Source organism: Frankia sp. EI5c (assembly GCF_001636565.1).
Classification (GTDB): domain Bacteria; phylum Actinomycetota; class Actinomycetes; order Frankiales; family Frankiaceae; genus Parafrankia.
In genome coordinates, this window is the sequence record NZ_LRTK01000119.1 from 1 (window position 1) to 15,381 (window position 15,381).

The 15,381-nt window shown below is 75.2% G+C and carries 3 protein-coding genes and 2 pseudogenes; 1 reads left to right on the forward strand and 4 read right to left on the reverse strand.

The window, feature by feature from the left end:
* Positions 1-573: 573 nt before the first annotated feature.
* Positions 574-2,289 (forward strand): sensor domain-containing diguanylate cyclase, encoded by a 1,716-nt coding sequence (locus tag UG55_RS25775; RefSeq protein WP_255360540.1) that lies wholly within the window; start codon positions 574-576, stop codon positions 2,287-2,289.
* 64 nt (positions 2,290-2,353) lie between these two features.
* On the opposite strand, the gene UG55_RS25780 is transcribed toward UG55_RS25775, so the two are convergent.
* The 4 genes and pseudogenes from UG55_RS25780 to UG55_RS48290 all read right to left on the reverse strand — a co-directional run.
* Complete coding sequence (locus UG55_RS25780; RefSeq protein WP_083987208.1) at positions 2,354-5,608, reverse strand: type I polyketide synthase; 3,255 nt, start codon at positions 5,606-5,608, stop codon at positions 2,354-2,356.
* Between the two features lie 177 nt (positions 5,609-5,785).
* A partial coding sequence (locus UG55_RS46415; protein WP_396231023.1) for an SDR family NAD(P)-dependent oxidoreductase occupies positions 5,786-10,472 on the reverse strand: 4,687 nt, incomplete at its 5' end.
* A 1-nt stretch (position 10,473) separates the two neighbouring features.
* A pseudogene (locus UG55_RS48285) lies at positions 10,474-13,740 on the reverse strand (beta-ketoacyl synthase N-terminal-like domain-containing protein); the annotation flags it as partial.
* 1 nt (position 13,741) lies between these two features.
* Positions 13,742-15,268, reverse strand: a pseudogene (locus UG55_RS48290) (polyketide synthase dehydratase domain-containing protein); the annotation flags it as partial.
* Between the last annotated feature and the right edge of the window lie 113 nt (positions 15,269-15,381).

The following is a 15,381-nucleotide window of genomic DNA, read 5'->3' on the forward strand; positions in this document are numbered from 1 at the left end:
GGGTGCCCGCGGGCGGGGTGGTGGACGTCGCAGCGGGTGGGGTGGTGGTGTCCCGATGCCGGCCCGGGCGGACGCTCAGCCGGCATCCCGGCCGGCTCGGCACCCGGGGTGTCCCGCCCGATCAGACAGGAATGTCACCCCCGCCCCGGCCACCGCCACCCCGACCCCAGCCACCGCCGCCACCCTGACCCCGACCCCAGCCACCGCCGCCACCCTGACCCCGACCCAGCCTCCGCCACCCTGACCCCGACCCAGCCTCCGCCACCCTCACCCCGGCACCGGATAACCGCGCGATCCCGAGTACCCCGCCCGGCGCGTGCGCGCAACCTGGGAAGCTTCGTGGTCAGCGCACTGGCTCGGCCCGTCCCGGCCGTTCCTGGTAGCTCGGCGGGCTGACCAGCCGGCTGGGGAGGTGCCGCGCCGGGTGGGAGGTGCCGCGGCGGGTGGGAGGCGCCGCGCCAAGTTGGGGAGGCGCCGCCCGGGTGGGCGGAGGCACCGCGCCGGGTGAGTGGAGTCGTTACCGGCCCGTGGGCTGGGTAGGTCGTGACGAAGGAGGTATTCGAGCAGCGAGAGGTGATCTTGAGGTGGCGCACGCTGGTTGACAGGCTCCCCGTCGCAGTGGTGATTGTCGCATCGCGCACCGACCGGATCCTGTACGTCAACGATTGTGCGGTTGGCTTTCTCGGGCGTCCTCGCCGCGAGCTGCGCGGAGAGACACTCGCCGGCCTGCTGGCACCCGCCCCGCGGCCCGGCACACCGCTCGGGTACGAGGACGATTCGCCCGGGTCGGGGCGGGCCGTGCTGATCCGCCGCCCCGACGGTTCCACCGTGCCGGCCCTGGAGACCGCGTTCCAGCACGGCCGGCGGGCGGGCGTCCACATGCTGGAGGACGAGCGCAGCGGGCAGCGGCTGCGCCGGCAGATCCAGACGATCTTCTCCCACAGCCCGGTCAGCCTGGCCCTGATCGACCGCACCGGGAAGCTGGCCCTCGGCGGTGGCGGGGACATGCCCGCGGTCTCGGAGGGGCTGGCGCGGGCGAGCCACATGTCCATGCTCGACGCCTTCGCCGACGAGAGCGAAGGTCTCGACCTGCTCCGGTTCGCCCTGGCCGGGCATCCCGTCTCGCAGACGATCAACGCCTACGGCGGCTCGTACGATCTGACACTGACCCCGGTGACGGACGAGTCCGGGCAGGTGGCCCAGGTGGTGGCCAGTGGCCTGAACTCCACCGCCCGGGAGCGGTCGCGGTCGCGCACCACGGACCTTGCCTACATCGCGCACGAAGCGCTCAAGACCACCGACAGTGCCGTGCTGTGGACGCTGGCCGTGGACACACTGGCCTGCGGGCTGCGGGCGCACGTCTCGGTGTGGGACGTCCTCGACGAGCCGACCCTGGTCTGCGCCGCCGCATCGGGAACACCGCTGGACCCCCCCGTTGAGCTGGGCCGGCAGCTGGCCGCGGGCGGCGTGCCCTTGGACGGCGTGCTCTCGGACGGCGTCGCGGGCGGCGGTCGCCCCGACGGGCGCACAGCCGTCGACGGCTGGTACACGATCACGGCCGCGGTGGGGCCGGCCGAGCACCCGGAGCGGCTGATCCTGGCCCAGCGGCCCGCGAGCGACGAGAACGCCGCCTTCAGCCCGGACGACGAGCAGCACATCCAGGCCATCGCGGACGTCCTCGGCTCCGCGCTGACCAGGCTGGCCGCCGAGCAGCAGCTGCTCCACAGCTCCCGGCACGACGGGCTCACCGGCCTGATCAACCGGGTCGCGATGATCAGGCATCTGCGGCTGGTCGTGAACCGCGGCGTGCTCGAGGGACGCCGCACGGGCGTGATCTTCGTGGATCTCGACGGGTTCAAGGCGGTCAACGACACCTACGGCCACAAGGCGGGCGACGCGGTGCTGCGGGCGGTCGCCGACCGGCTGCGTGACGCCGTCCGCTCCGAGGACGTCGTCGCCCGGCTCGGCGGGGACGAGTTCGCCGTCGTCTGCTCGGACGTACCCGGGAGCGCCGAGGTCGAGGGGGTCGCCAACCGGATCGTCGACCGCGTCGCCGAGCCGATCCCGGCCGGCGGCGCCACGCTGGCGGTGACGGCCAGCGTCGGAGTGGCGATCTCCGGCTCCGGTGTCACCGGTCCGGACCGGCTGCTGAACGCCGCGGACATCGCGATGTACGCGGCGAAGCGCGGCGGCGGCGGCCGGTGCGTCGTGTACGAGCCCTGGATGCGCATCAACAGCCACAGCCGGGCGGAGCCCGCCGGCCCGCCGGCGCCGGGCGGCAGCCCCTGACAGCCCCTGACAGCCCCGCTCGCTCCCGCTCGCTCGCCCTGCCAGGGGCTGGCCGTTCCGGCGGTCAGGCCGCGAGGTTCTCCTGGAGGTAGCGCACGACGTCCGACGGCGTCGGGTAGTCGTAGAGCAGCACCGGGGGCAGCGTGAGGCCGGTCGCCTCGCACAGTCGGTTGCGCACCTCCAGCGCGCTGAAGGACGAGAACCCGATCTCCAGGAAGTTGTCGTCGGCCCCGATGAGGCCCGGGTCCGCGTGGCCGAGAACCTCGGCGGCGTGTTCCCGCACCAGCGTGAGCAGCGCGTCCTCCGCGGGCGGCGCGTCCTCGCCGTCTCCGTCTCCGTCGCCGCCGGGCCCGGCCTCGGTGTTCTCGCTCACGGGCGCGCTGGCCCGGCCCGGCTCCGGGCCGCGGGCCGGAGCGGTCACCACCTCGGCGGGCCACCAGTACCGGCGGTGCTCGAAGGGATAGGTCGGCAGGTGCGGGGGCGGCGCGGTGGCGGGCCCGAGCCAGGAGTCCCAGCGGACGGCCGCGCCCTGGACGTGCAGCCACCCCAGGGCGGCCGCGAGGACCTGCTCCTCCGGCCGGTCGCGGACGAGGGCGGGCACCGTGACCACGGCCGCGCTCTCCCCGGGTCCCGCGGCCGGGACGCATTCCGCGACCATCGGGGTGAGCACCGCGTCCGGGCCGATCTCGACGAACGTCGTGGCTCCAGCGGCGCGCAGGGCGGACACGGCGTCGGCGAAACGCACCGGAGACCGCAGCTGGCGCACCCAGTAGTCCGGTTCGCGCAGCTCCGCGAAGGTCGCCGCCGCGCCGGTCAGGTCGGAGACGATGCCCAGCCGCGGGCGCTGGAAGCGCACCCCGGCCACGACCCGCCGGTACGGGTCGAGCGCCCCGTCCATGTGGGCGGAGTGGAAGGCGTGGCTGACCCGCAGCGCCCGGGTCCGCCGGCCCAGGGCGGCGACCGCGGCGGCCACCCTGGCCACCGCGTCGCCGTCCCCGGAGACGACGACGGCCCGCGGGCCGTTGACCGCGGCCAGCGAGACCCGCCCCTGCTCGTCGGCGAGCAGCGGCGCGAGCTCGTCCGCCGTGGCCTCGCAGGCGACCATCGCGCCGCCGGCGGGCTGGGCCTGCATCAGCCGGCCCCGGGCGGCGACGAGGGCGGCGGCGTCGGGCAGGGTGAACAGGCCGGCGGCGTGCGCCGCGGCCAGCCCGCCGACCGAGTGGCCGGCGACCAGGTCCGGTTCACCCGCGGTCTCGGCGACCAGCCGGTACAGCGCGGTCTCCAGTGCGAAGAGGGCCGGCTGGGCGTACTCGGTGCGGTCGAGCAGCGCCGCTTCTGGGCTGCCGGGCGCGGCGAACAGCAGGTCACCCAGCCGCCGGTCGAGCAGCGGCTCGAACGCGCCGAGGACCTCGTCGAGTGCCGCGGCGAACACCGGCCGGCCGGCGTGCAGCTGCCGGCCCATCCCGGGCCGTTGGCTGCCCTGCCCGGTGAACACGAACGCCGTCCGCCCGCCCGGCCCGCCGCGGGCCACCAGGCCGCTGGGACGTCCGTCCGCGAGCGCGGCGAGCGCGTCCAGCCGTTTCGCGGCGGTGGTGGGCAGGATGACGGCGCGGCGCTGCTGGGCGCTGCGACCGACGGCCAGTACCCGGGCCACGGCGGCCGGGTCGAGGTCCGGGCGTTCGAGCAGCCGGGCCCGCAGCCGGCCGGCCGCGGCGCGCAGCGCCTCCTCGGTGCGCCCCGACAGCACCCAGGGGGTGACCTCCGCCGACCCGGTGCCGTCCCGCCCGGTGCGGTCCGGGTCCGGGGGCGGGCCCGAGTCCAGGGGTGGCGGTGGCGGTGGCTCCTCCAGGACGAGGTGGGCGTTGGTGCCGCTGATCCCGAACGAGGAGACCGCCCCCCGGCGGGGATGCGCCCCCCGTGGCCACGGCTGGGCCTCGGTGAGCAGCTGGACGTTCCCGCTGGCCCAGTCGACGTGCGGCGTCGGCTCGTCCACGTGCAGGGTCCGGGGCAGCCGCTCGTGCCGCAGGGCCAGGATCAGCTTGATCACTCCGGCGATGCCGGCGGCCGCCTGGGTGTGGCCGATGTTGGACTTCAGGCTGCCCAGCCACAACGGCGCGCCGGCCGGGCGGCCCTGACCGTAGGTGGCGAGCAGGGCCTGGGCCTCGATCGGGTCGCCGAGGCGGGTGCCGGTGCCGTGCGCCTCCACCACGTCCACCTGCTGCGGGGCGAGCCGGGCGTCGGCCAGGGCCTGGCGGATCACCCGTTCCTGGCTGACCCCGTTCGGGGCGGTCAGCCCGTTGCTGGCCCCGTCGGAGTTCACCGCCGAGCCGCGCAGCACCGCCAGCACCTGGCGGCCGGCCCGGCGGGCGTCCGAGAGCCGTTCCAGCAGGACCAGCCCGACGCCCTCGGCGAAGCCGGTGCCGTCGGCGGCGGCGGCGAAGGCCCGGCACCGGCCGTCCGCTGACAGCCCGCGCTGGCGGCTGAACTCGACCAGCAGCACCGGCGTCGCCATCACCGTCACACCGCCGGCGAGCGCCAGATCGCACTCGCCGCGCTGCAGGGCGCGGGCCGCCAGGTGGATCGCCACCAGCGACGACGAACAGGCCGTGTCGATGGTGAGCGCCGGCCCTTCCAGACCCAGGTGGTAGGCGACCCGCCCGGAGGCGACGCTCGTCGCGTTGCCCGTCATCAGATGCCCTTCGAATCCGGCGGGCACCCGCTCCGGCGGTGGCACGTAGGCCTGGGAGACCACGCCGGCGAACACACCCGTCCGCGAGCCGCGCAGCGAGCCGGGGGCGATCCCGGCGTGCTCCACGGTCTCCCAGGCGACCTCCAGCAGCTGCCGGTGCTGCGGGTCGCTGGCGGTGGCCTCCCGCGGGCCGACGCCGAAGAACGCCGCGTCGAAGCCGCCGGCGTCGGCGAGGAAACCGCCCTCGCGGGCGTAGGTCGTCCCGGGGTGGTCCGGGTCGCTGTCGTACAGCCGCTCCAGATCCCACCCGCGGTCGGCGGGCAGGCCGGTGACGGCGTCCCGCTCGGTGTCGAGCAGCCGCCACAGGTCGTCGGGGGAGCCGACGTCACCGGGGAACCGGCAGCCCATGCCCACGATCGCGATCGGCTCGCTGATCCGCGACTCCAGTTCCCGGATCCGCCGCCGCGCCTGCCGCAGGTCGGCGGTCGCCCGCCGCAGGTAGTCCCGCAGCCGCTCCTCCGTCCCCGCCGCTGCCGGGGGCTCCGCCCGCACCCGGTCTTCCGGCACAGCCTGGGTATCCGGCACAGCCTGGGTGCCCGCCACGGCCTGGATGTCCGCTACGTCAGTCATCGGATTCGCGGCGCGCCGGCCGGGTACCAGGACCGGGCGGAAGCGCCGCGCACCCCCCTTCAGGTGTCGTCCGGGCGGCTGGCCCGGGCAGCGGAAGCCGGACGGATGATTCGCCCGGGAGGAGCGGGGTCGGCCCGCTCCGGGGTCCGTCGCCCACGTCAGGGCGGGCAGGTCCGGTCATGGGGCGTCCAGCTCCTCGTCGAGGGCGCGGAAGAGCTCCTCGTCGGTGGCCTCGGCCAGCCCGTCGTCCGCGGACGGCTGCGCCGGGACGGCCGCCGCGCCCAGGGCGTCCGCCCGGGAACCGCCGCCGGCCGCCTCCTCCCACCGCCACAGCGCGTCGCGCAGCCGGTCGCGGACCGCGGCGAACTCGGGGCTGTCCACCGTCACCTCGGCGAGCAGCCGGTCGAGCTCGGCGGCGGTGTCGTCCGGAGCCAGCAGCGAGAGCAGCCTGGCCGCCAGGGCCGCCGGGGTCGGGAAATCGAACACCAGCGTCGTCGGCAGCCGCAGCCCGGTGGCGGAGCCGAGCCGGTTGCGCAGCTCCACCGACGTCAGCGAATCGAAGCCGATGTCCTTGAGGGCCTGGTCGGGTGCGATGTCCGCCGGCCCGCCGTGCCCCAGCACGGCCGCCACCTGCTCGCGGACCAGGGTGAGCAGGTGACGTTCCCGCTCCGGTCCCCGCAGGCCGGCCAGCCGCTCGGCCAGGTCACCGGGTGTCCGCGGGCCCGTCGCCCCGGCGCCGGCCGCCGCCCGGCGGACCGCCGGCCCGCGCACCAGCGAGCGCAGCACCGCGGGCAGCGCCCCGCCGTCGGCCTGCCGGCGCAGACCGGGCAGGTCCAGTGGCGCCGGGACCAGCAGCGCCGGGTCGGCGGCCAGCGCCGCGTCGAACAGCGCCAGGCCCTCGTCCGTCGACATCGGCGTCAGGCCGCCGCGGGCGATGCGGGCGAGGTCGGTCGCGTCGAGATGACCGGTCATCCCGCTTGCGGACTGCCACATCCCCCAGGCCAGGGAGACCGCGGGACGCCCCGTCGCCCGCCGGTGCGCGGCCAGCGCGTCGAGGAACACATTGGCCGCCGCGTAGTTCGCCTGCCCGGCCCCGCCCAGCAGACCGGACGCCGACGAGAACAGCACGAAGTCGTCCAGGTCGGCGTCGAGCGTCAGCTGGTGCAGGTTCCACGCCCCCTCGACCTTGGGCCGCAGCACCGCGTCGACCTTCTCCGCAGTCAGCGAGGCCAGCACGCCGTCGTCCAGCAGCCCGGCCGTGTGGATCACCGAGGTCAGCGGGTGCGCCGGGTCGACGGACGCCAGCAGGCCGGCGAGCGCGTCGCGGTCCGCGGCGTCGCAGGCGGCGACCCGCACCGTGGCGCCGAGTCCGGCGAGCTCCTCGGCGAGCTCCGCCGCGCCCGGCGCCTGCGCTCCGCGGCGGCTGGTCAGCAGCAGGTGGCGCACCCCGCGCGCGGTCACCAGATGACGCGCCAGCGCCGCGCCCAGGGTGCCCGTTCCACCGGTGAGCAGCACCGTCCCGGCCGTCCGCCGGGCCGGCGGGATGGTGATCACCACCTTGCCGATCTGCCGGGCCTGCGAGAAGTGCCGGAACGCCGCCGGCGCGGAACGGACGTCCCAGGTGGTCACCGGCAGCGGGCGCAGCACCCCGCGGGCGAACAGGCCGAGCGCCCCGGCGAGCGACGCCCCGACCTGGCCCGGGTCCAGATCGAGCAGCTCGAACGCCTGGTAGCGCACCCCCGGATGGTCCGCGGCGACCTCGTCGGGATTGCGCGGGTCGGCGATGCCCATCTCCACGAACCGCCCGCCGCGGGGCAGCAGGCGCAGGGAGGCGTCCAGGAACGGGCCGGTCAGCGAGTTGAGCACGACATCGACCCCCTCCCCGCCGGTGGCCTCGCCGAACGCCGACTCGAAGTCGGTGGTGCGGGACGAGGCGAGGTGGGTCTCCGGCACGCCCAGGGCCCGCAACACCCCCCACTTGGCGGGGCTCGCGGTCGCGAAGACCTCGGCACCCAGGTGACGCGCCACCTGGAGGGCGGCCAGCCCAACGCCACCGGTCGCCGCGTGGATCAGCACCCGCTCGCCGGGACGCACCCGGGCCAGTTCCACCAGTCCGTGGTACGCGGTGGTGAACACGGCCGGCACCCCGGCGGCCTGGGCGAAGGACCAGCCGGCCGGGATCGCGGCCAGCAGGCGGGCGTCCGCCACCGCCAGCGGCCCGACCGAACCGGGAACCAGGCCGAACACCCGGTCGCCGACCGCGAGCCCGGTGACACCCTCCCCGACCTCCGCCACCACGCCGGCGGCCTCGGTGCCCAGCGGGGCGCCGACGGGCACCATGCCGAGCGCGGTCAGCACATCGCGGAAGTTGAGGCCGGCGGCGCGCACCGCGATCCGCACCTGGCCGGCCTCCAGCGGCACCTCCGCGGCCGGGAACGGGACGAGACGCAGGTCGTCCGGTGAGCCACCGGGCGTCTCCAGCCGCCAGGCCCGCCTGCCGGCCGTCGACACCAGGGCCGCAGTCCGGGTTGTCGAAGTACGGGGTGGGGTCGACGTCCCGGCAGCCTGTTCGTCCCCGGGCAGCGGGAGCGGTTCGCGGGCCTCCCGGCGGGTGAGCCGGGGGATCAGTGCGGCCCCGTCGCGCAGCGCGAGCTGCGGCTCACCGGTCGCCATCGCGCCCGGCAGCGCCGCCAGCGACGCGGCCGTGCCGTCGACGTCGACGATGACGACCCGGTCGGGGTTCTCGGTCGCCGCGGAGCGCAGCAGCCCCCACAGCGGGGCCGCGGTCAGCTCCAGCGGATCACCGCCGCGGGCGGCGACCGCCCGGTGGGTGAGGACGGCGAGCCGTGCCGCCGGGCGGTCCTCCCGGCCGAGCCAGGCACGCACCCGGTCCAGCAACGCCAGCACCTGTGCCCGCACCGCGTCGGGCAGGGCACCGCCGGGATCACCCGGCCCCGGGCCGGGCTCCCACCACGGCAGGAGCGTCAGCTCGGCGTCGTCCGCGGCCGGGAGACCGAGCGCCCGCTCCAGCTCCGCGTCGGCCGGCACCGTTGCGGTGATCTCCAGGCGATACCGAGGTGCCGGGACGGCCGGCAGCGGCGGCAGTTCCCGCCACTCCAGCTCATACAGCCCGTCGGCGCCGCGGGAAGCGGTCGCGGCCGGCAGGGCGGCGGGGTCCACCGGGCGCAGGGTGATCCGTTCGACCCGGGCGACGGGGGCGCCGGCCGGGTCGGCCACCTCCAGCGTGACGGTGTCCTGGCCGGCGGCACCCGGGGCGACGGTGACCCGCAGCTCGCCGGCACCGGTCGCGGCCAGGGTGATACCCGACCAGGCGAACGGCAGCAGCACGCCGGAGCCGAGGAACCCACCCAGCCCCATCGTGTGCAGCGCCGCGTCGAGCAGCGCCGGGTGGACGGCGAACCGGCCGGCGTCGATCTGGTGCTCGGCGTCCAGCGCGACCACCGCGTACACGGTGTCGCCGGCTCGCCAGGCCGCCCGGAGGTTCTGGAACGCCGGCCCGTACTCGTAGCCGAGGTCGGCGAGCTCCTCATACAGCCGGTCGACCGGGATCGGCTCAGCCTGCGGCGGTGGCCAGGCGGTGCCGCCGGGGACCGCCGCGGAGCGCGCGGACAGAGCGGCTGGGCTGGCCGGGTCGGCGGGGTCGGCGGGCGGCGCCAGCAGGCCGGTGGCGTGCCGGGTCCACGACTCCTCGGCTCCCCGCCGGGAGTGGATCGTCAGCCGGCGCCGGCCGTCCTCGTCCGCGGCCTCGACCCGGGCCTGTAGCCGCACCCCACCGCGTTCCGGCAGGATCAGCGGCGCTTCGAGGGCCAGCTCCTCGACCCCGGCGGCGCCCGTGCGCAGCGCGGCCTGGAAGGCGAGTTCCACCTGCGCCGTCGCCGGCAGCAGCACGGTGCCGCGTACGGCGTGGTCAGCCAGCCAGGAGTGGGTCCGGCGGGCGATCTGCCCGGTGAGCAGCAGACCGTCTCCGTCGGCCAGCTCGGTGACCGCGCTCACGAGCCCGTGGCCGGCGGCGTCCTCACCGGACCCGGCGGCACCCTGTCCGACCGCCGGCCCTTCCAGCCAGTAGCGGTGGTGTTGGAAGGGGTAGGTGGGCAGGGGTGTGGGGGTGGTGGGGGGTGGGGGTGTGTGCCAGGTGGGGGTGTGGCCGTGGGTGTGGAGGTGGGCGAGGGCGGTGTGGAAGGTGTGGAGGGTGCCGTGGTCGCGGCGGAGGGTGCCGGTGACGGTGATGCTGGGTCGTTCGGTGGGGTGTTCTGTTTTCTGGTTCTGGCGGGTGGGGCTGTTTTCGTTGTTTTGGTTCTCGGGGTTTTCTGTTTGTTCTTGCTGGTTTTGGATGGTGGTGTTTTCGAGGGTTTCGGTGATGGTGGTGGTGAGGATGGGGTGGGGGCTGGTTTCGATGTAGGTGGTGTGGCCGTTGGTGTGGAGGGTGGTGATGGCCTGGTGGAAGAGGACGGGGTTTCGGAGGTTTTGGTACCAGTATTCGGGGGTGAGGTTGGTGGTGTCGAGGTAGGTGTTGGTGAGGGTGGAGTAGAAGGGGGTGGTGGCGGGGGTGGGGGTGATGTGTTGGAGGGTTTGGGTGAGGGTGGTGTGGAGGGGTTCGATGTGGGGGGTGTGGGAGGCGTAGTCGACGGGGATTTTGCGGGCTTGGATGTTGTGGGTGGTGCAGTGGTGGAGGAGTTTGTCGAGGGATTCGGGGTTGCCGGCGATGATGGTGTGGGTGGGGCTGTTGTGGGCGGCGATGTGGAGGTCGGGGTGGGTGGTGAGGAGGGGTTGGAGGGTGTGTGGGGGGAGGGTGATGGAGGCCATGGCGCCGGTGCCGGTGAGGGTGGTGAGGGCTTTGGCGCGGNGGGCGATGATGGTGGCGGCGTCGGTGAGGGTGAGGGCGCCGGCGATGTGGGCGGCGGCGATTTCGCCTTGGCTGTGGCCGAGGACGGTGTCGGGGTGGATGTTGTGGTGTTGCCAGAGGCGGGCGAGGGCGGTCATGACGGCGAAGAGGGCGGGTTGGGTGTAGTCGGGTGTGGTGGGTGGGGTGTCGGTGGTGTGGGTGGTGAGGTGGTGGCGGAGGTTGTGGTCGAGGTGGGGGGTGAGGGCGTCGAGGGCGTTGTCGAGGTGGTGGGCGAAGGTGGGGGAGGTGTGGTAGAGGTGGCGGGCCATTCCGGGCCATTGGCTGCCTTGGCCGGGGAAGACGAAGACGGTTTTTCCGGGGGTGGTGGTGGTTGCGTGGGTGAGGTCGGGGTGTGGTTGGTGGTGGGTGAGTGCGGTGAGGGCGTGGCGGAGGTTGGTGGTGTTGGTGGTGATGATGGCGGCGCGGTGGTGGTGGTGGGTGCGGCCGTGGGTGAGGGTGTGGGTGATGTGGTGGGGGGTGGTGTGGGGGTGGTGGGTGAGGTAGGTGTGGAGGTTGTCGGCCTGGTCGTGGAGGGCTTGTTCGGTGTGTCCGGAAAGCAGGATCGGCACGGGCACCACCAGCCCGCCCTCGCTGTTCGCGGTGCCGTTCCCCGGGCCGGTGGCGTTTTCCGTGGTGTTGTCCGCCGCCTCGTTTCCGGCGGGGGCCTCCTCAAGAATGACGTGGGCGTTCGTACCGCTCATCCCGAATCCGGAGACGGCAGCCCGGCGCGGCTTCTCCCCGGGCTCCCACGGCCGCTTCTCGACGAGCAGCGCCAGGTTTCCCGCCGTCCAGTCGACGTGCGGCGTGGGCTCGTCGACATGCAGGGTGCGGGGCAGTGTCCGGTGCTGGAATGCCTGGACCATCTTGATGATTCCGCCGACACCGGCGGCGGCCTGGGTGTGGCCGATGTTGGATTTGAGGCTGCCGAGCCACACCGGCCGGTCTGCCGGGCGGTCCTGGCCGTAGGTGGCGAGCAGGGCCTGGGCTTCGATGGGGTCGCCGAGGCGGGTGCCGGTGCCGTGCGCCTCGACGGCGTCGACGTCCGCGGCCAGCAGCCCGGCGTCGGTGAGGGCCTGGCGGATCACCCGCTGCTGCGACGGCCCGTTCGGGGCGGTCAGGCCGTTGCTGGCACCGTCCTGGTTGATGGCGCTGCCGCGCACCACCGCGAGCACCGGGTGGTTGTTGCGCCGGGCGTCGGAAAGCCGCTCCACCAGCAGCAGACCCACTCCCTCCCCGAAGGCCGTCCCGTCGGCGGCCCTGGCGAAGGGCTTGCAGCGGGCGTCCGGGGCGAGTCCGCGCTGCCGGCTGAAACCGACGAAGATGTCCGGGTTGGACAGCACGGTGGCGCCGCCGGCGAGGGCGAGGTCGCATTCGCCGCCGCGCAGTGACTGCACGGCGAGGTGCAGGGCGACCAGTGAGGAGGAGCAGGCGGTGTCGACGGTGACCGCCGGGCCCTCCAGCCCCAGCGTGTACGCGATGCGCCCGGAGGCGATGCTGCCGGCGCTGCCGATACCCAGGTAGCCCTCCATGTCGGCGGGCAGCCGCACCCGCGAGCCGTAGTCGGTGTAGACGACGCCGGCGAAGACGCCGGTGCGGGAGCCGCGCAGGGTGTCGGGGGCGATGCCGGCGCGTTCGAACGCCTCCCAGGAGGTTTCCAGCAGCAGTCGCTGCTGGGGGTCCATGGCGGTCGCCTCGCGGGGGGAGATGCCGAAGAAGGCCGGGTCGAACAGGTCGGCGTCGTGCAGGAACCCGCCCTCGCGGGCATAAGACGTGCCCGGGTGCGCCGGGTCCGGGTCGAACAGCGAGTCCAGGTCCCAGCCGCGGTTGTCCGGGAACGGGGAGATCACGTCGAGCTCCTCCTCGACCACCCGCCACAGGTCCTCCGGCGCCCGGATACCGCCGGGAAAGCGGCAGGCCATCGCGACGATCGCGATCGGCTCCCCGTCGAAGCCGGACCGCGCCGGGCCACCACCCCTACCGGGTCCGTCCGCCGGGAGCAGCCCCAGCAGCCGCGTGCGGAGGTGGTCGGCGAGCACCTCACCGGAGGGATGGTCGAACAGCAGGGTGGCCGGCAGACTCAGCCCGGTGGCCGTGGCAAGCCGGTTGCGCAGCTCCACGGCGGTGAGCGAGTCGAAGCCCAGATCCTTGAACGCCCGGCGGAGGTCGACCCCCGCCCCGCCGGTGTGGCCGAGGACGGCGGCGGCCGTGCCGCGGATGAGATCCAGCAGGACCGCTCGCTGCTCCGTCTCGGACCGGCCGACCAGCGCGGCGACCAGCCGCCCGGCGCGCGCCGGGCCCGTCGCCGCGCGTACCCCGCGCACCAGCGAGCGCAGGACGGGCGGCAGCAGCCCGGCCGCGGCCGCGGAGCGCAGAGCCGAATGGTCCAGGCGGGCGGCGGTCAGCGCGTCCGCCCGGTCCCGGTCCCGCTCCCGGACCCGGGCACTGGCTCCGGCCGCCAGGGTGAGCAGACCGCCGGTCTGCGCGGCGTCGAACGGGAGGAGATCGCCGCGGTTGCCGATCTCGTCGGTGGTCCGCGGGCCGAGCGCGAGGGAGACCGCGGGCAGCCCGAGCGACCGGCGGTAGCGGGCGATGGTATCGAGCCCGGCGCCGATCGCCGCCCGTGCGGCGGACCCGGCACCGCCGAGGGTGCCGGCGACATCCGGGGCGACGAGGACGAACCAGTCCAGCTCCAGGTCGCGGGTGAGCTCGTGCAGGTTCCAGGCCGCGGCGTTCGCCGTCCGCACCGCGGTGTCGAACGCCCTGCCGTCCGCCGCGGCCAGCGTTCCCAGCGGCCCCGCGGCCGCGACCTGCAGCACTGCCCGGACCGGCGCCTCGGCCGGCACCAGCGCCAACGCGGCGGCCAGCGCCTCCCGGTCGCCGGCTTCACCGGCGGCGACGAGCACCTCGGCCCCCAGCGCGCGCAGTTCGTCGGCCAGGTCGTCGTCGGCGCCGAGCAGCAGCAGGCGCACCCCGGCCCGTTCCCCGGCGACGTGCCGGGCGAGCACCGCCGTCAGCGGGCCGCCGCCCGCCACGAGCACGCTTCCACCGGGGTGCGACCTCCTACCGGTGGACGAGGTGAACTCCTCGGACGTCACCTGGCCGAGCCGGGGGACCCGGACGGTGCCGCCGCGCACGGCGATCTGCGGCTCACCGCTCGCCAGGGCGGCCGGCAGCGCGGCCACCGATGCGTCCTGGCCGTCGAGGTCGATGACGGCGACGCGGTCCGGGTNCTCGGCCGCCGCGGCCCGGGCAAGACCCCAGATCGTGCTCCGCTCCAGGCCCGCTGGCAGGTCCGCCAGGCTCGAGGTGTCGTCCGGGCCGGTGCTGACCGCGTGGGTGGTCAGCAGAACCAGCCGCTGGTGCGCGGTCGCCGGGTCGGCGAGCCAGGTGCGCACCGCGTGGAAGGCCGCCCGCGCGCTGCTGACCGGATACAGGGCCACCGCGGCCGGCGGTGTCGCCTCGTCGGCCGGGGTACTCGGGGCGCTGCTGGCTACACCCGGGAGCCGCGCGAGCCGGGCCAGCAGGTCGGCCTCCGCCGGTGCGTTCGCCGCGTCACCGGCTGCTCCGCCCACCGGCCCGGTCGTCGGGTCGTCCGCCGGTTGGTCGGCCTCCGGCACTCGGTACACCGACCAGCGCGGGGCGTCCGCTCTCGGTGCGCCTCCCGCCGCGGTGCTTTCCAGCACCGGCCAGTCCAGGGCGAGCAACCAGTCGGCGCGCACGGCGGCCGCGCCACCGCCACCGCCACCGGCGGCGACGCCGAACGCGCCTGGATCGAACGGGCGCAGGCGCACCCGCTCGATGCTCGCCACCGGCGCGCCGGCGGGGTCGAACAACCGCACCGCCCAGCCGGGCTCCTGGAGCGCACCGGTAAGCCCGTGGTCCTGACCGTCGGTCAGCCCGGGCTCCCGACGGCCCGACACCGTGCCCCCGACCGGGACGACGTGCGCCCGCAGGGTCGTGGAACCCGTCGCGTGCAGAACGGCACCGTGCCAGCTCAGTGGCAGTGTGCCGAGATCGTCGCCGGTGCCGCTCCCGGTCTCGCCGGCACCGGCCTGCAGCGGGCTCAGTACCGCCGTCAGCACTGCCGGATGCAGCCCGAACCGGCCCGCCTCCCCGGCGCCGTCCGCGGGCAGCTCGACCTCCGCGAACAGTTCCCCGGCGCGCCGCCACCACCGGATCGCACCATCCAGGGCCGAGCCGTGCTCAAGGCCCTGAGTTGCCAGGCGCGCGTCCAGCTCGTCCAGCGGGATCTCCTTGGATCCTGCCGGCGGCCACTGCCGCGCAGGCTCGCCGACGGCGGGTGCCTCCCCCAAGGCCGGCACCTCCCACCCGGTCGGCACCTCCCACCCGGTCGGCACCGCGGGGCCCAGCACACCCGTGGCGTGCGTCGTCCACGGGCGGCGCAGCCACTCGCCGGTCTCGTCCGACTCCCGACCACCGGCACCTGCAGGTCCGTCGGGACGGGTGCGCACCGTGAACGCTCGCCGGGCGTCGCCCTCCGCCGCCTCCACGATCAACTGGAGATCCACGCCTTCCTCGGCGGGGAGGACGACCGGAGCGCCGATCGTCAGCTCCTCGACGGTGAGGTCGCCGAGCAGCCGGGCCGCGTCGAAGGCCAGGTCCAGGGTGGTGGCCGGCGGCAGGACGGCCGTGCCGGCGACGCTGTGGCCGGTCAGCTGGCGGTGCGTCCGAGCGGAGACCCGTCCGGTGAGCAGCAGGCCCTGGCCGTTGCCCAGCGTGGTCGCCGCGCGCAGCACCCCGTGCCCCGTGGCGTACAGGCCGAGTCCGGCGGCGTCGCCTGGAGGGGTGGCGTCCTCCAGCCAGTAGCGGTGGTGTTGGAAGGGGTAGGTGGGCAGGGGTGTGGGGGTGG

What these genes read in the sequence shown, in the direction of transcription:
- UG55_RS25780 (WP_083987208.1), bottom strand. Translation starts at nt 5,608, where the DNA reads ATGACTGACGTAGCGGACATCCAGGCCGTGGCGGGCACCCAGGCTGTG.